The organism is Lentzea chajnantorensis (assembly GCF_054300775.1).
Map to the genome: position 1 here is coordinate 1310668 of NZ_JBSDZT010000002.1, position 13232 is coordinate 1323899.

At 70.5% G+C, this 13232-nt stretch carries 15 protein-coding genes and 1 pseudogene; 6 read left to right on the plus strand and 10 right to left on the minus strand.

All coding sequences use genetic code 11. From position 1 onward, the window contains the following. Positions 1 to 11 precede the first annotated feature (11 nt). From nagA to ACVDFE_RS07090, 3 genes and pseudogenes are all read right to left on the minus strand, one after another. Positions 12 to 1164: pseudogene (gene nagA / locus ACVDFE_RS07080) on the minus strand (N-acetylglucosamine-6-phosphate deacetylase). Continuing rightward, positions 1164 to 2072 (minus strand): ROK family protein, encoded by a 909-nt coding sequence (locus ACVDFE_RS07085; protein ID WP_458429944.1) that lies wholly within the window; start codon positions 2070 to 2072, stop codon positions 1164 to 1166. Before ACVDFE_RS07085 ends, nagA begins: the two are co-directional and overlap by 1 nt. A 128-nt stretch (positions 2073 to 2200) precedes the next feature. After that, on the minus strand, positions 2201 to 2767 hold the full coding sequence (locus tag ACVDFE_RS07090) for a SigE family RNA polymerase sigma factor (protein ID WP_065915671.1): 567 nt from the start codon (positions 2765 to 2767) through the stop codon (positions 2201 to 2203). Positions 2768 to 2830: 63 nt separating this feature from the next. Between ACVDFE_RS07090 and ACVDFE_RS07095 the strand changes: the two genes are divergently transcribed. Beyond that, positions 2831 to 3091: a YciI family protein gene (locus tag ACVDFE_RS07095; RefSeq protein ID WP_458429945.1), complete on the plus strand. Its 261-nt coding sequence runs from the start codon at positions 2831 to 2833 to the stop codon at positions 3089 to 3091. Here ACVDFE_RS07095 and ACVDFE_RS07100 read toward each other — a convergent pair. The 3 genes from ACVDFE_RS07100 to ACVDFE_RS07110 form a co-directional block, all read right to left on the minus strand. Next, positions 3081 to 3932: an SDR family oxidoreductase gene (locus ACVDFE_RS07100; RefSeq protein ID WP_458429946.1), complete on the minus strand. Its 852-nt coding sequence runs from the start codon at positions 3930 to 3932 to the stop codon at positions 3081 to 3083. The two genes, ACVDFE_RS07095 and ACVDFE_RS07100, sit on opposite strands and share 11 nt — an antisense overlap. Before the next feature lie 45 nt (positions 3933 to 3977). Next, complete coding sequence (locus tag ACVDFE_RS07105) at positions 3978 to 4904, minus strand: aldo/keto reductase (RefSeq protein ID WP_458429947.1); 927 nt, start codon at positions 4902 to 4904, stop codon at positions 3978 to 3980. Between the two features lie 71 nt (positions 4905 to 4975). Continuing rightward, positions 4976 to 5260, minus strand: a complete 285-nt coding sequence (locus ACVDFE_RS07110) for a DUF427 domain-containing protein (RefSeq protein ID WP_360394242.1) — start codon at positions 5258 to 5260, stop codon at positions 4976 to 4978. Between the two features lie 10 nt (positions 5261 to 5270). On the opposite strand from ACVDFE_RS07110, the gene ACVDFE_RS07115 reads away from it, so the two are divergent. Then, positions 5271 to 6068, plus strand: coding sequence for an LLM class F420-dependent oxidoreductase (locus ACVDFE_RS07115; protein ID WP_458429948.1), 798 nt, complete (start codon positions 5271 to 5273; stop codon positions 6066 to 6068). A 57-nt stretch (positions 6069 to 6125) separates the two neighbouring features. Beyond that, positions 6126 to 7160, plus strand: a complete 1035-nt coding sequence (gene fbaA / locus ACVDFE_RS07120) for a class II fructose-bisphosphate aldolase (protein WP_360394248.1) — start codon at positions 6126 to 6128, stop codon at positions 7158 to 7160. Between the two features lie 68 nt (positions 7161 to 7228). Here fbaA and ACVDFE_RS07125 read toward each other — a convergent pair whose 3' ends face one another. Beyond that, positions 7229 to 8068, minus strand: a complete 840-nt coding sequence (locus ACVDFE_RS07125; RefSeq protein WP_458429949.1) for an SDR family oxidoreductase — start codon at positions 8066 to 8068, stop codon at positions 7229 to 7231. 84 nt (positions 8069 to 8152) lie between these two features. On the opposite strand from ACVDFE_RS07125, the gene ACVDFE_RS07130 reads away from it, so the two are divergent. Beyond that, entirely contained in the window at positions 8153 to 8542 is a 390-nt protein-coding gene (locus ACVDFE_RS07130) for a winged helix-turn-helix transcriptional regulator (RefSeq protein ID WP_458429950.1), read from the plus strand. Here the strand turns inward: ACVDFE_RS07130 and ACVDFE_RS07135 are convergent. Further along, positions 8535 to 9650 carry a hypothetical protein gene (locus ACVDFE_RS07135; protein ID WP_458429951.1) on the minus strand — a complete coding sequence of 372 codons (1116 nt, stop codon included), beginning with the start codon at positions 9648 to 9650 and terminating at the stop codon, positions 8535 to 8537. The two genes, ACVDFE_RS07130 and ACVDFE_RS07135, sit on opposite strands and share 8 nt — an antisense overlap. 250 nt (positions 9651 to 9900) lie before the next feature. Here ACVDFE_RS07135 and ACVDFE_RS07140 point away from each other — a divergent pair, with 250 nt between their 5' ends. Together ACVDFE_RS07140 and ACVDFE_RS07145 are read left to right on the plus strand one after the other, a co-directional pair. After that, on the plus strand, positions 9901 to 10308 hold the full coding sequence (locus ACVDFE_RS07140; protein ID WP_360394259.1) for a DUF3151 domain-containing protein: 408 nt from the start codon (positions 9901 to 9903) through the stop codon (positions 10306 to 10308). Between the two features lie 170 nt (positions 10309 to 10478). Beyond that, a complete protein-coding gene (locus ACVDFE_RS07145; RefSeq protein WP_458429952.1) occupies positions 10479 to 11690 on the plus strand; it encodes an FUSC family protein in 1212 nt (403 codons plus the stop codon). Positions 11691 to 11849: 159 nt separating this feature from the next. Here the strand turns inward: ACVDFE_RS07145 and ACVDFE_RS07150 are convergent, their stop codons facing one another. Beyond that, positions 11850 to 12479, minus strand: a complete 630-nt coding sequence (locus tag ACVDFE_RS07150; RefSeq protein WP_458429953.1) for a GmrSD restriction endonuclease domain-containing protein — start codon at positions 12477 to 12479, stop codon at positions 11850 to 11852. A gap of 115 nt (positions 12480 to 12594) precedes the next feature. Further along, positions 12595 to 13203 carry a hypothetical protein gene (locus tag ACVDFE_RS07155; protein ID WP_458429955.1) on the minus strand — a complete coding sequence of 203 codons (609 nt, stop codon included), beginning with the start codon at positions 13201 to 13203 and terminating at the stop codon, positions 12595 to 12597. Positions 13204 to 13232 lie beyond the last annotated feature (29 nt).

Below are 13232 nucleotides of genomic sequence, written 5' to 3' on the forward strand. Positions count from 1 at the left end.
CCGCCCTCAGCTCAGTCCTGGACCCACTCGCCCTTGCTCATCACGTCCCTCGGCTTCAATTCTGCATCGAGGACGACGAGGTCGGCGGCGCAGCCCGGTTGCAGCTTGCCGGTCTCCAGGCCGAGCAGCTCGGCGCCGCGGGTCGCGGTGGCGTACGCGGCCTCCATGAGCGACAGCCCGCACGCGTTCACGGCGTTGCGGAACGCCATGTCCATCGTGAGCGTGCTGCCGGCCAGTGCGGCGCCTCCTGCCAACGTTGGAACGCCGTCGACGACGCGCACCTCGAGGCCGCCGACGTCGTACACGCCGTCGCCCACGCCCGCCGCCGCGATGGCGTCGGTGATGAGGACGGTGCGCCGCAGGCCGGCGTGGCGGGCGGCCAGCCGGACGGCGGTCGGGTGCAGGTGCACCAGGTCGCAGATGCAGCTCGACGGTCACGCGCTCGTCGTCCAGCAGCGCGCCGATCGGGCCGGGCTCGCGGTGGTGCAGCGGCCGCATGCCGTTGAACAGGTGCGTGGCCACGCTGGCACCGGCGTCCACGGCCGGGCGGACCTGCGCCTCGGTCGCGTCGGTGTGGCCGATGGCGGCGAGGACACCGTTGTCAACGAGCTGGTGCACGGCCTGGACCGCGCCCTCCAGCTCGGGCGCGACGGTGATCATGCGGACCGTGCCCTTGCCCGCGTCGAGCAGCTTCGTGACCGCGCTCTGCTCCGGCGGGCACAGGATCGCCGGGTCGTGCGCGCCGCAGCGGGCCGCGGACAGGAACGGGCCCTCCAGGTGGATGCCCGCGACCACGCCCTCCTGGACCAGCTCTGCCAGCGCGGAGACCTGGTCGGCCAGCTCCGGCACCGGGCGCGAGACCAGCGACGCGAGCAGCGTCGTGGTGCCGTGCCTGCGGTGCGCGGCCGCGGCCTTGCGGACCTTCACCGGGTCGCTGCTGGTGAACGCGTCACCGCCACCGCCGTGGCAGTGGATGTCGACGAAGCCGGGCACGATCGTGCCGCCGCCCACGTCGGTCGTGGGGCCGTCCGGTACCGCTCCCACACCGACCCCGGCGATACGACCGCCCCGGACGCTCACCCACCCGTTCTCGAGCACCCTGTCCGGCGTGACGACCCGACCACCGGTCAGGGTCACGTCGACCGGTCCACCCCACGTGCTCATCACGCCTCCAGCGTGTCGATGGCCAGCAGCGCCGCGCCGAGGAAGCCCGCCTCGTCGCCGAGCGCCGCGAGCCGAAGCTCCGGTCGGCGCTGGAAGGCGATCAGGCCGTCCAGCCTGTCCTCGAGCGGCTCCACCAGCAGGTTTCCCGCCAGTGCGAGCCCGCCGCCGAGCACCACGGCCTCCGGGCCGAGCAGCGTCGCCAGCACCAGGACTCCCCTGGCGAGCGCGTCCACGGCCTCGTGCCACACGGCGACGGCGTCCTCGTCCCCGGCTCTCACCAGGTCCGCGACCTCGGCGGCACCGTGCACGGCCCGTCCGGTGCGCGCGGTGTAGCGGCGGGCGATGGCGGCGGAGGACGCCACGGTCTCCACGCAGCCGACCTGCCCGCAGGCGCACGGCACGCCGTGGCCGACGTCCACGTGCCCGATCTCGCCCGCGTACCCGCCGCCGCTGAAGATCTGCCCGTCCAGCAGCAGCGCGCCGGCGATCCCGGTGCCGATCGGCATGATCACCGCGTTGCGCAGGCCCTTCGCGGCACCCATCCGGCACTCGGCCAGACCCGCGGCGCGCACGTCGTGGCCGAACGCGACGGGGACGCCGAGCCGTTCGGTCAGGACCTCGCTGAACGGGAACTCGCTCCACGGCAGGTTCGTCGTGTACACGCCGACGCCGTTGGCCTCGTCCACGATGCCCGGCGCCACGATGCCCACGGCGTCGATCTCGTGCTCGGAGGCCCCGCGGAGCTCGTCGACGAGCTCGGTGAGGACGTCCAGCAGCGGCTCCAGCTGTGCCGGAGTCGCCCTGCGCGCGTGCTTCTGGGCCACCACGGCTTCCGAGGTGCCGGTGACCAGCGCCGCCTTGGTTTCGGTGCCACCGATGTCGACGGCGACCACGTGTCTGCGTGCCACGGGGTGTGATCCTGCGGCATCGGAGCCCTATTGGTCTATACCAAGCACCGGATTGGGCGCGTGTTCCTGCGACCGGAAACCGCCTTCATCGGGCAAAAGGGGTGTCCGGTGGGCGGTGCGACGTTGCCTCAGCGGCCGGCCATGAGCTTCTGCAGCGCGTCGAGGGCCCGGGACGCGGTCGACTTGACCGTGCCCTTGGAGATGCCGGTGGCCTCGGCGATCTCGGCCTCCGACAGGTCGCCGTAGTAGCGCAGCACGAGCACCTCGCGCTGGCGCGGCGGCAGCTGCTGGAGCGCCTTGACCACGGCCTGGTGCTCCGCGGTGAGCATCGCGAGCGACTCGGCCGAACGTGCGTTCGCCACGTGCGGAGGGGTGTAGTCGCGGGCGGTCTTGCGGCGGCGCAGCACGCTGCGCGAACCGTTGACCACGGCCGTGCGGAGGTAGCCCACGGCGGCCTGGGCGTCGCGCAGGCCCTTCCAGTTGCGGTGCAGGCCCGTGAAGGCCTCCTGCACCACGTCCTCCGCCGTCGCCGGCTCGTCCACCAGCAGCAGCGCGAGCCTGATGAGGCGCATGCGGTGCTGCTTGTACAGGTCTTCGAGCGTCAGAGGCCCTGCGGGAGGTCCTGCGACGCCGTCCTTGATGCGCAGGTTGGTCAGGGTGTCCTGCACGCTGCGCGGGGTTTCGTCGCCAGCCACGAGGTAGGACGGTACCGGTCACGTCGCTACGGTGGTGCCATGGCCCGCTTTGCAGTCGAATTGGTGTTCGGTTCAAACCGTGACGAGCGTCTCGCGGCGCGCCCGGCGCACCGCGAGTACATCGCCTCCCTCGCCGAGAAGGGCGTGGTGCTCGCCGCCGGCCCGTACTCGGACGACACCGGCGCGTTGATCATCTACGAGGCCGCGGACGAGACGGCCCTCCAGGAGATCATCGCCGCCGACCCGTACACGCCCGCGAACGTCGTCACCAAGTGGGACGTCCGCCCGTGGAACGCCCTGCTCGGCTCCTGGCTCAACGGCTAGCGGTCTGCCCGCCGGGCCCGACCAGACCGGACGTGTCGTTCGCGGCCATCTGCCGGTCGGCCTCGGCCACCTCCGCGACCGCCTGGCGGTCCACGACCACCGGCGTGAACGCGCGGAAGTACTTCAGAGCGCCGACCCAGCCGGGGACGTGGACCGCCTTCGACCGCTTCTCGATGCCCTTGACCACGGCCCTGCCGACGTTGCGGACCGGGTACTTCTTGCTCGCGACCCCCGGCATGCCCTGGCGCAGCTTGCCGAACACCGGGTGCTCGTCGGCGCTGTTGACCATGTCCGTGGAGATCCACGAGAAGTACGCGGTGCCGACGTCCACGCCGAGGTGCCGCACCTCCGCGCGCAGGCTGTCCGCGAACGCCTCGCAGCCCGCCTTCGCCGCCGAGTAGGCCGCGTTGCCGGGGATGTGCACGATCGCCGCCAGTGACGACACGACCATGCAGTAGCCGCGGCTCTCGATGAGGTGCGGCAGCGCCGTGCGCACCGTGCGCCACACCCCGAGCAGGTTGACTTCGATGACCCGTTCGAACGCCTTGGGGTCCATCGAGCGCACGAAACCGGTGGCGGCGATGCCCGCGTTCGCGACCACCACGTCGATGCCGCCGAAGTGCCCGGCGACCTCGCGGAAGGTGCGTTCGAGCGCGTTCCAGTCGGTGACGTCGACCTCCCACGCCCTGCCGCCGGTCTCTCGCGCGACCTCCTCCAGCTGGGCCTTCTCGAGCCCGACGAGCGCGAGCCGAGCCCCGCGCGCGGCCAGCTGCCTCGCCACCTCGGCGCCGATGCCCCTGGCCGCGCCGGTGATCAGTACCACCTTGCCCGTGACGTCCATGACCGCCACGGTAACGCAACCTACTCCCAGTAAGCTACTGGCAAGTTAAATTGCACTCAGACGGTCCACCTCGGCCTGCGACAGCTCCAGCTCCAGCACCGGCGTGAGGTCGCTGAGCTGCTCCAACGTCCTGGCCGACGCGATCGGCGCCGCCACCGTCGGCTGCTGGGCGAGCCACGCCAGCGCCACCGCGGCAACCGTCGTCCGGTGCGTCTCGGCCAGCTCGTCGAGCACCTCCAGCACCTGCAGGCCGTGCTCGTCGAGGTACTTCGACGCGGCACCCGCCCGCTCGCTGCGCACCTCCACGCCGGGCCGGTACTTGCCGGTGAGGAAGCCCTTGGCGAGCGACCAGTACGGCACGGTCGCGAGGCCGTGCTCGGCCACGACCGCCTGCAGCTCGCCCTCGAACCGGTCGCGGCTCACCAGGTTGTACTCGGGCTGCAACGCGACGAACTTCGCGAAGCCCTCGCGCTCCTGGACCTCCAGCGCCGCCGCGAGCCGTTCGGCGGAGAAGTTGGACGCGGCGACGTAGCGGACCTTGCCGTCCCGCACGAGCTGGTCGTAGGCGGCGAGCGTCTCCTCCAGCGGCGTGTCCGGGTCGTCGAGGTGGTTGTAGTAGAGGTCGATGTGGTCGACGCCGAGCCGCTTCAGCGACCGCTCGGCCGCCGTCAGGACCGTGTCGCGCTTCTGGTTCTTGAAACCGGCCAGCATGCCGACCTTGGTGGCGACCACGACGTCGTCGCGGTCGCCGCGCCTGGCGAGCCACCTGCCGATGATCGTCTCCGACTCGCCGCCGGAGTTGCCGTCCGCCCAGGCCGAGTACACGTCGGCGGTGTCGACGAAGTTCCCGCCCGCCGCGACGTAGGCGTCGAGCACGGCGAACGAGGTGTCCTCGTCGGCGGTCCAGCCGAAGACGTTGCCGCCCAGGCAGAGCCGGGACACGTTCAGGTCAGTGGTGCTCAAGATCCCCATGTTCCGACGGTAGTCCGCCGTGGCCGGGGACACGTGACGAGCTCAGCGGGTGGAACACGGGGCCGGCCGGCTCAGGCCGTGATCTCGACGCCCTTCCAGAACGCCACGCGGCCCTTGATCTCCTTCGCGGCGTCCTTCGGCTCGGCGTAGTACCAGGCGGCGTTGGTGTTCTCGGCGCCGTCGACCTGCAGCGAGTAGTAGTTCGCGGTGCCCTTCCAGGGGCACACGGTGGTGTGGTCGGTCGGCGTGAGCACCGCGGGGTCCACGGAGTCCAGCGGGAAGTAGTGGTTGCCCTCGACCACGACCGTGTCGTCGCTCGAAGCGATGATCTTGCCGTTCCACTCAGCGGTTGCCATGGTCTCCACTATGCCTTCGAAAGCGTCGCTCGGAACGTTCGGTGTGTGGGGCTCGCACGTGCAGTGGGCCGACAAGACCGACCGGATCGCCGAGCTCGAACAGCTCGGCTACGGCACCTTCTGGATCGGTGGCTCGCCCGACGTCGGGCTGGTCGGCAGGGCGTTGGCCGCGACCGGGTCGATGACGATCGCCACCGGCATCGTCAACGTCTGGCAGTCGGAGCCGGAGGAGGTCGCCGCCGAGTTCCACCGGCTCGCGAGCGACCGGTTCCTGCTCGGCGTCGGCGTGGGCCACCGGCAGCTGGACCAGGCCTACGAGAAGCCCTACGACAAGCTGGTGGCGTACCTGGACCGCCTGGACGTGCCGACCGAGTCGCTCGTGCTCGCCGCGCTCGGCCCGCGGGTGCTCCAGCTCGCCGCCGACCGCACCGGCGGCGCGCACCCGTACCTCGTCCCGGTCGAGCACACGGCGCACGCGCGCGAGGTGCTCGGCGACAAGGTCCTCGCTCCCGAGGTGACCGTCGTCGTCGAGGCGGACCCGGACCGGGCGCGGGCGATCGCACGCGAGCAGCTCGCGTTCTACTTCACGCTCACCAACTACACGGACAACTGGCTGAGGTGGGGTTTCTCGGCCGAGGACGTCGCCGGCACCGGCTCTGACCACTTGATCGATGCACTCGTGGCGTGGGGAACCCCGGACCAGGTCGCCGCCAAGTTGCGCGCGCACGTCGACGCGGGAGCCGACCACGTCGCCATCCAGTCGCTGAACGGGCACTACGCCGAACTGGCCGCCGCGTTGGGCCTGTGACCCAGCCTCGTAGGATGCCGGTGATACGGCGTTCAGGGCACCTGAGGAGGACGACCGATGCCCATCGCAACTCCCGAGGTCTACGCGGAGATGCTTGACCGGGCCAAGGCGAACGAGTTCGCCTACCCCGCGATCAACGTCACTTCTTCGGAGACTCTCAACGCGGCTCTCCGCGGGTTCGCCGAGGCCGAGAGCGACGGCATCATCCAGGTCTCGACCGGTGGTGCCGAGTTCGCCTCGGGCACCAAGGTCAAGGACATGGTGACCGGCGCTGTCGCACTCGCCGAGTTCGCGCACGTGGTCGCCGCGAAGTACCCGGTGAACATCGCGCTGCACACCGACCACTGCCCGAAGGACAAGCTCGACGGGTACGTGCGTCCGCTCATCGCCATCAGCCAGGAGCGGGTCGACAAGGGCGGCAACCCGCTCTTCCAGTCGCACATGTGGGACGGCTCTGCTGTTCCGCTGGAGGAGAACCTCCAGATCGCGAGCGAGCTGCTCGACCTGTCCGCCAAGGCGAAGATCGTCCTTGAGATCGAGGTCGGCGTCGTGGGCGGCGAGGAGGACGGCGTCGACAACGAGATCAACGACAAGCTCTACACGACGCCCGAGGACTACCTGAAGACGGTCGACGCGCTCGGCGCCGGGGAGAAGGGCCGCTACCTGCTGGCCGCGACCTTCGGCAACGTGCACGGCGTCTACAAGCCGGGCAATGTGAAGCTGCGCCCGGAGATCCTCAAGCAGGGCCAGGACGTCGCGGCGGAGAAGCTGGGCCTCGCGGCCGGCTCGAAGCCGTTCGACCTGGTCTTCCACGGCGGCTCCGGCTCGCTGCTGGAGGAGATCCACGAAGCCGTGTCGTACGGCGTCATCAAGATGAACATCGACACGGACACGCAGTACGCGTTCACCCGTCCGATCGCGGCGCACATGTTCGCGAACTACGACGGCGTGCTGAAGATCGACGGCGAGGTCGGCAACAAGAAGGCCTACGACCCGCGCAGCTACCTCAAGGCAGCTGAGCAGGCCATGGCCGCCCGCATCGCCCAGGCGTGCGAGCACCTCAAGTCGTCGGGCCGCATGATCGCGGGCTGATTTCCGACCGCACGCGGGGACCTTTCGTACTCTCGGAGAGTACGAAAGGTCCCCGCGTGCGTTTGCGGCTAGCGGAACGCGTCGGCGTTGCGCGCGGCCCAGTCGGCGAACGGGCGCGGGGCGCGGCCGAGCACGGCCTCGACGTCCGGGCTGACGCGCAGCTCGGCCTCGGTCGGGGCGCCGATGATGTCGAGGGTGTCATCGGCGAGCTCGCCCGGCATCACCCGCTCCATGCCCGCCTTCGCCTCGGCGCGGGTGAGCTCGTGGAACCGCACCGGTTCGCCCAGCGCGGCGGCGATGGCCGCGGTCTGCTGCCGCGGCGTGACCACCTCCGGGCCGGTCAGCTCGTACACCCCGCCGCTGTGCCGGTCGTCGGTCAGGCAGGCGGCGGCGACCGCCGCGATGTCGGCCGGGTCGACGACGGGCACGCCGACGTCCCCGAACGGTGCCGCGACGAGCCGCTGCGCGCGAACGGACTCCGCCCACCACAGCGCGTTGGACGCGAACCCGCCCGGCCGCAGCAGCGCCCAGTCGGCCCCGGACTCCCGCACCCCGTCCTCCAGTGCCCGCAGCTGGACCCGCGTCGTGCCGAACGGCCTGGTCACCACGCCCAGCGAGGACAGCAGGACGATTCGGCGGACCCCGCTCGCCACCGCCGTGCCGATGACGTCGGCCGGGTTGGCGCCGACCGCGTGCAGGTCGCCCGACAGCAGCAGGAACAACGCCTTCGCGCCCGCCAGGGCGGGTTCCAGACCCGCCGGCTCCGCCAGGTCGGCCACCACGTGCCGCACGCCGTCCGGCACCTCCGCCGAGTGCCGCGACACCGCCGTCACCTGCTCACCGGCCTCGGCCAGCGCCCGCGTCAACGGCCGGCCCACGTTCCCGGTAGCCCCGGTCACCACGATCATGAACAGCTCCTTCGTCGTTGTCGGCACGACGCTAGGAACCGGGCTAACTCCTGGTAAGGACGTACCTGGAGGTAAGCTCAAGACGTGACGGGAGGTGTCCAGGTGGACCAGACCGGGGTCAAGGCGCGGTATGAGGTGTTTCACACCGACTGCCCGGCGCGCGACATGGTCGACCACGTCACCAGCCGGTGGGGCATCTGGGTGCTGATCTCCCTGCGCGGCGGCGACCTGAGGTTCTTCGAGCTGCGCGACAGCATCCGCGGCATTAGCGAGAAGATGCTCTCCCAGACCCTGCGCGGGCTGGTCGAGGACGGTCTCGTGTGGCGGCACGTCGAACCGACGACCCCGCCGCAGGTCACCTACGGGCTGACGGGGTTCGGACGGGACCTCGGCGAACCGCTGGAGGAGCTGTTCGGCCGGATCACGCGGCACCTCACGGCGTCCGGCCTGACCCGGCCGCAGCCGGTCAGCTGAGTTTCAGCCGCGCGGCCAGCTGGTGCGCCTCCGGCCGGTGGATCACCAGGTCGCCCACGGTCCACAGCACCGCCAGCAGCACGGCCGTGACCGCCGCGGACGAGAACGAGATGGGCGGCGCCCACAGGTACTCCTGCTGCGCCCAGATCCCCACGTACCCGATGGTGGTGACCGCGGCCGACCCGAGCACCGCGGCGGCCGGCGTCGGCATCTTCACGACGTGCACCGCGTCGATCGCGAGCCCCACGACGACCAGGAACAGCGGCACGGCGGACTTCGGGAAGTCGATGCCCGCGAGCAACGGCCAGATCAGGCACCGGTAAGCCACGTACCCGCCCGCGACCGCCGTGGCCGCCCAGACCCGGTCGGTGGTGCGGCGCGCGATCACGAGCACGACGGCCGCGGCCACCAGCCCCCACACCGGGTAGACCCAGTCCGCGATGGGCAGCGCGAAGTTGACCACCGCCTCCCGGCCGACCGGGACGCCCAGCTGGTCGGCGGCGAACTGCAGCAGGATCGGCTCGGCCTCCGGCTTGCCGCTGTCGTAGGCCTGCAACGCGCGCACGCCGTACTCCTGGTGCTGGTTGGGGAACCAGACGTTCTCCAGGACGAAGAACCACAGCGCCACCAGCCCGAACGTCCGCCAGTTGCCCGCCGGGAAGTACTTGATCCACCCGCGGATCGCGCCCGCCAGCATCACCGCCGTCCCCAGGTACAGCAGCGCGTGCGAACCGGACCAGCTGGTGATGTCGAGCCCGTTGATCCGGTGGTTGATCACGTCGATCGGCAGCGCGACCAGGAAGATCCCGCACCCGACCTGCATCAGCCGCAGCGCGGCCTTGTCGGCACCGTACCCGGTGAACGTGTGGAACAGCGTGAGGCCGACCACGATCGCCGTGCCGACCGTGTTGATCAGGTGCGGCGGCGCGAAGTCGTCGCGCAGCCACTTGAAGTGCCACGAGACGTCCCACGACGAGCCGATCAGCTTCAGCAGCAGCCCCACGAGCCACAGCTGGTACAGCTGCCTGGTCAGCGCCGCCGGCGTCTCCCTGCCGGGCACACCCCGCTCCCAGTACGTGTCCCGGAACTGCCTAACCCCCTGGATCATCCGCCCATCATGAGGTGACAGTGGGTGATCATGTTGCCGAAACGCCCCTGGTTTTACCCTGATGTTTCCAATTCGTGTGCACGGACGAGTGAGTGTCATTGCTCCGCCTGGTCCAGAACGGCACCATGCACGCCCATGGGCAAGAAGATCGTCGCCGGTGTGCTCGTCACTGCTCTGCTGCTGGCCGTCGTGGCCGCGGTCATGCGGCTGTTCCTCTCCTAGTCGCGCGCCGTGCGGCAGGATGGACCGCATGGTTGAGAACCTCCTGGGCCCCGGTCCGACCCACCTGCCCGACCGTCCGGAAGCGCAGGCCGCGGCCGACGGCGGGACCGACCCCGCCAAGATCGTGCGCGCGTACCCGGACTTCTCCGAGGCGTGGGCCCTGCTCGCGGAACGGGCGCTGCAGGCCGGTGACCCGGTCGCCGCCTACGCCTACGCCCGCACCGGCTACCACCGCGGGCTGGACCAGCTCCGCCGCTCCGGCTGGAAGGGCTTCGGGCCCGTGCCGTGGGACCACCGGCCCAACCAGGGCTTCCTGCGGGCGCTCGCCGCGCTGGCGCTGGCCGCGCGGGAGATCGGGGAGGACGAGGAGTGGGAGCGCTGCTCGAAGTTCCTCGCGGAGTCCGACCCCCAGGCCCCGGCCGCCCTCGGCCTCTGATCCCACCCCTGGCTGTCCAGGCGTCTGCGAGTACCACCAACCCTTGATCGAGACGCCGCTGACTGCACCCAACTCGCGCACGGGGCGGTTCGCCGTCCCGCTGCGCGCGGTGTGAGGCTGCTCGCCATCGCGGATCGAATCCGGGTCCCCGCAGGTTGTGCCTGGTGGCCGTGGGACGAAGACTGACGGCGGCAGGTGCGGCGGAAGACGGGGTGGCAGTGGTGGGCGTGGTCAGGGACGCGGTCGGACGGGGGTTGACGCGGTGGCGCGCGACCGCGTTGCCGATCGTCCAATGTGCCCTGTCGGCCGGGTTGGCGTGGGTGGTGGCGACGCTCGTCATCGGGCACCAGCACCCGTTCTTCGCGCCCATCGCGGCGGTCGTGTGCCTCGGGGTGTCGCTGGGGCAACGGCTGCGCCGGGTCGGTGAGCTCGTCGTCGGCGTGTCGGTCGGGGTCGGGGTGGGCGACGCGCTCATCGGCTGGATCGGCAGCGGACCCTGGCAGATCGCGCTCGTGGTGGCGCTGGCGATGTCGACGGCCGTGCTGCTCGACGGCGGGTCGGTGATCGCCCTGCAGGCCGGGAGCAGCGCGGTGCTGGTGGCCACGCTGCTGCCGCCCAGCGCGGGCGGCGGGTTCGACCGGATGATCGACGCGCTCACCGGCGGGCTGGTGGGGCTGGCGGTCGCCGCGCTGATCCCGGCGAACCCGGTGATGGTCGCCCACCGGCAGGCGAAAGCGCTCACGGGCACCCTCAGCACGGCCCTGCGGAGCATCGCGGAGGCCATCGACCAGCGCGACGCCGTGAAGGCGGCCGGGGTGCTCGCGGAGCTGCGCAACAGCCAGTCGGCGATCGACGACTACAAGTCCGCGCTGCAGACCGGCAGCGAGATCGCGAAGATCGCGCCGATCCGGTGGCGGTCCAAGGACGAGCTCAAGCGCTACCAGACCGCGGCCGGGCCGGTGGACTACGCGATCCGCAACACGCGCGTGCTGGCCCGCAGGACGATGGCGGCGCTGAAGGCCGAGGAACGGATTCCGGACGGCGTGCCCGGTGTGCTGCAGCGCTACGCCGACGCCGTCGACTGCCTCAGGGGTGAGCTGGAGAGGGGCAGGACGCCGCAGCTGACCAGGGAGGCCGTGCGGGACGCCGCACGGCCGTTGACCGCGCGGCGCCTCGGTGGTGACGGGTTCTCGTCCAAGGTGGTGCTGGCGCAGATCCGCAGCATCGCCGTGGACCTGCTGCAGGCGACCGGGCTGAACCGTGCGGAGGCGATGGAGGCGTTGCCGCCGCTCAGCCCTCCGGCCGGTGCAGAAGAGCCAGGAGCAGGGAGTGGACCGGCTCGTGGTCGCGAGGATCGGTCAGGGCGGACGCAGCGCCCGTGACGGCGTACCACTCTTCCGCGCCTTCATAGCGGACCAGCGCCTGGAACTTCCCGTCGTCGGAAAGGTCCGTGCGCAGTTCCAGGTCGCCGGTCACAACGCCGACCTCGTCGGTCATCACGCCGCCGGGACCCGCCACGAACAGCGAGGAGAGTGACGCCATCAGCACCTTCCGAGCATGTCCGACAAAGCCGATTTCTCCGACGAGTTCACGCTGAGGCTCCAGCGGTACTTGGTGTGTACCCACATCTTGGCGTAGGTGCACCAGTAGGACGTCAGCGGAGGCTTCCACGTCGCCGGCGTCTGGTCGCCCTTCGCCTGGTTCACGTTGTCGGTCACCGCGATGAGCTGCGGGCCGGACATGTCGTTGGCGAACGACTGGCGCTGCGCCGTCGTCCAGGAGGCCGCTCCCGACCTCCAGGCGGCCGCCAGCGGCACGACGTGGTCGATGTCCACGTCGGAGGCCGCGGACCAGGTCGCGCCGTCGTACGGGGAGAACCAGCTGCCGGAGGTGGCGGCGCAGGAGGAGTCGGTGACCACGTTGGTGCCGTCCCGCTTCAGCACGGCCTCACGGGTGTTGCAGGTACCCGACTGGGTGATCCAGTGGGGGAACTTGTCGCGGGAGTAGCCCGTTATCGAACCGTCGGCGCGGACGGTCAGCCCGGCGAGTTCGGCGGTCGCCGTGGCGGCGCTGGGGATGTTCGGCGGTGTCGCGAGTGCAGGGGTGACGAAACCGAGGGTGAGCGCCACCGCGGTGACGGAGACACCGATGATTCGGTTAACTGTTGACATCGTCCCGACCTTCCTGGTTGGAAGTGATCGGAACCACCCTCGGTCACATTGTGCAATTAGGCAATGCCTTCGAGTGACACACGAGTGAACGACAAACGCCGAACAAGCCCTGTTTTTAAAGACCGCGAACCAGCCTCAGGTCTTCCGTGTGGCGGTACCAGGTCCACTTGTCGACCGGTCGCGGGTGCCTGTGCCCGTCGAGCACGGCGGTGGTGGGCAGGCAGCCCAGCTGGAACGCCCGCGGCTTGCTCTCCCGCACCCGTGACCCGAACAGGCGCTTGTTCACGATCCGGACGGTGAGGCCCAGGCCACCCTCGGTGTCGGGCGTGCACTCGATCCGCGACGCCTGACCGCGCAGCACGTTCTCCGCATCGCTGTAACCGACGCCACGAACAGGGGAAAGCACGCCCAGACCCATCAGGACACCGCCGACGTCGTCACGCACGAACGGCACGGGATCCACGTCACCGTTCAGGGCGATGTCCAGTGCCCGCGCCGGGTCCGTCGAAAGGTTCCACAGGGCGGCCACCGCCGACGGTCCGACGGGCACGAACCCGAGGGCCACGGACGCGAGCTTCTCCTTGCGCAGCAACCGAACCCCGACGGCGGCGAGGTCGGCGTCGGTGCCCACGACGACCAGCCGTTCCGCGTCCAGGCAGGGGTCGACGTGCTCCTTGCCGGGGCGGGTGGGCACCACCTGCACGTCGTCACGTTCTGTGATCATTGGCAACTGCGCGTTTCCGCAGGCCAACA

Bases quoted from the DNA above. Each gene is read 5' to 3' on its own strand.
- ACVDFE_RS07115 (WP_458429948.1), top strand. From the start codon at position 5,271: ATGCCTTCGAAAGCGTCGCTCGGAACGTTCGGTGTGTGGGGCTCGCAC.
- ACVDFE_RS07155 (WP_458429955.1), bottom strand. From the start codon at position 13,203: ATGATCACAGAACGTGACGACGTGCAGGTGGTGCCCACCCGCCCCGGC.
- ACVDFE_RS07110 (WP_360394242.1), bottom strand. From the start codon at position 5,260: ATGGCAACCGCTGAGTGGAACGGCAAGATCATCGCTTCGAGCGACGAC.
- ACVDFE_RS07105 (WP_458429947.1), bottom strand. From the start codon at position 4,904: ATGGGGATCTTGAGCACCACTGACCTGAACGTGTCCCGGCTCTGCCTG.
- ACVDFE_RS07125 (WP_458429949.1), bottom strand. From the start codon at position 8,068: ATGATCGTGGTGACCGGGGCTACCGGGAACGTGGGCCGGCCGTTGACG.
- ACVDFE_RS07140 (WP_360394259.1), top strand. From the start codon at position 9,901: ATGGTTGAGAACCTCCTGGGCCCCGGTCCGACCCACCTGCCCGACCGT.
- fbaA (WP_360394248.1), top strand. From the start codon at position 6,126: ATGCCCATCGCAACTCCCGAGGTCTACGCGGAGATGCTTGACCGGGCC.
- ACVDFE_RS07135 (WP_458429951.1), bottom strand. From the start codon at position 9,650: ATGATCCAGGGGGTTAGGCAGTTCCGGGACACGTACTGGGAGCGGGGT.
- ACVDFE_RS07150 (WP_458429953.1), bottom strand. From the start codon at position 12,479: ATGTCAACAGTTAACCGAATCATCGGTGTCTCCGTCACCGCGGTGGCG.
- ACVDFE_RS07100 (WP_458429946.1), bottom strand. From the start codon at position 3,932: ATGGACGTCACGGGCAAGGTGGTACTGATCACCGGCGCGGCCAGGGGC.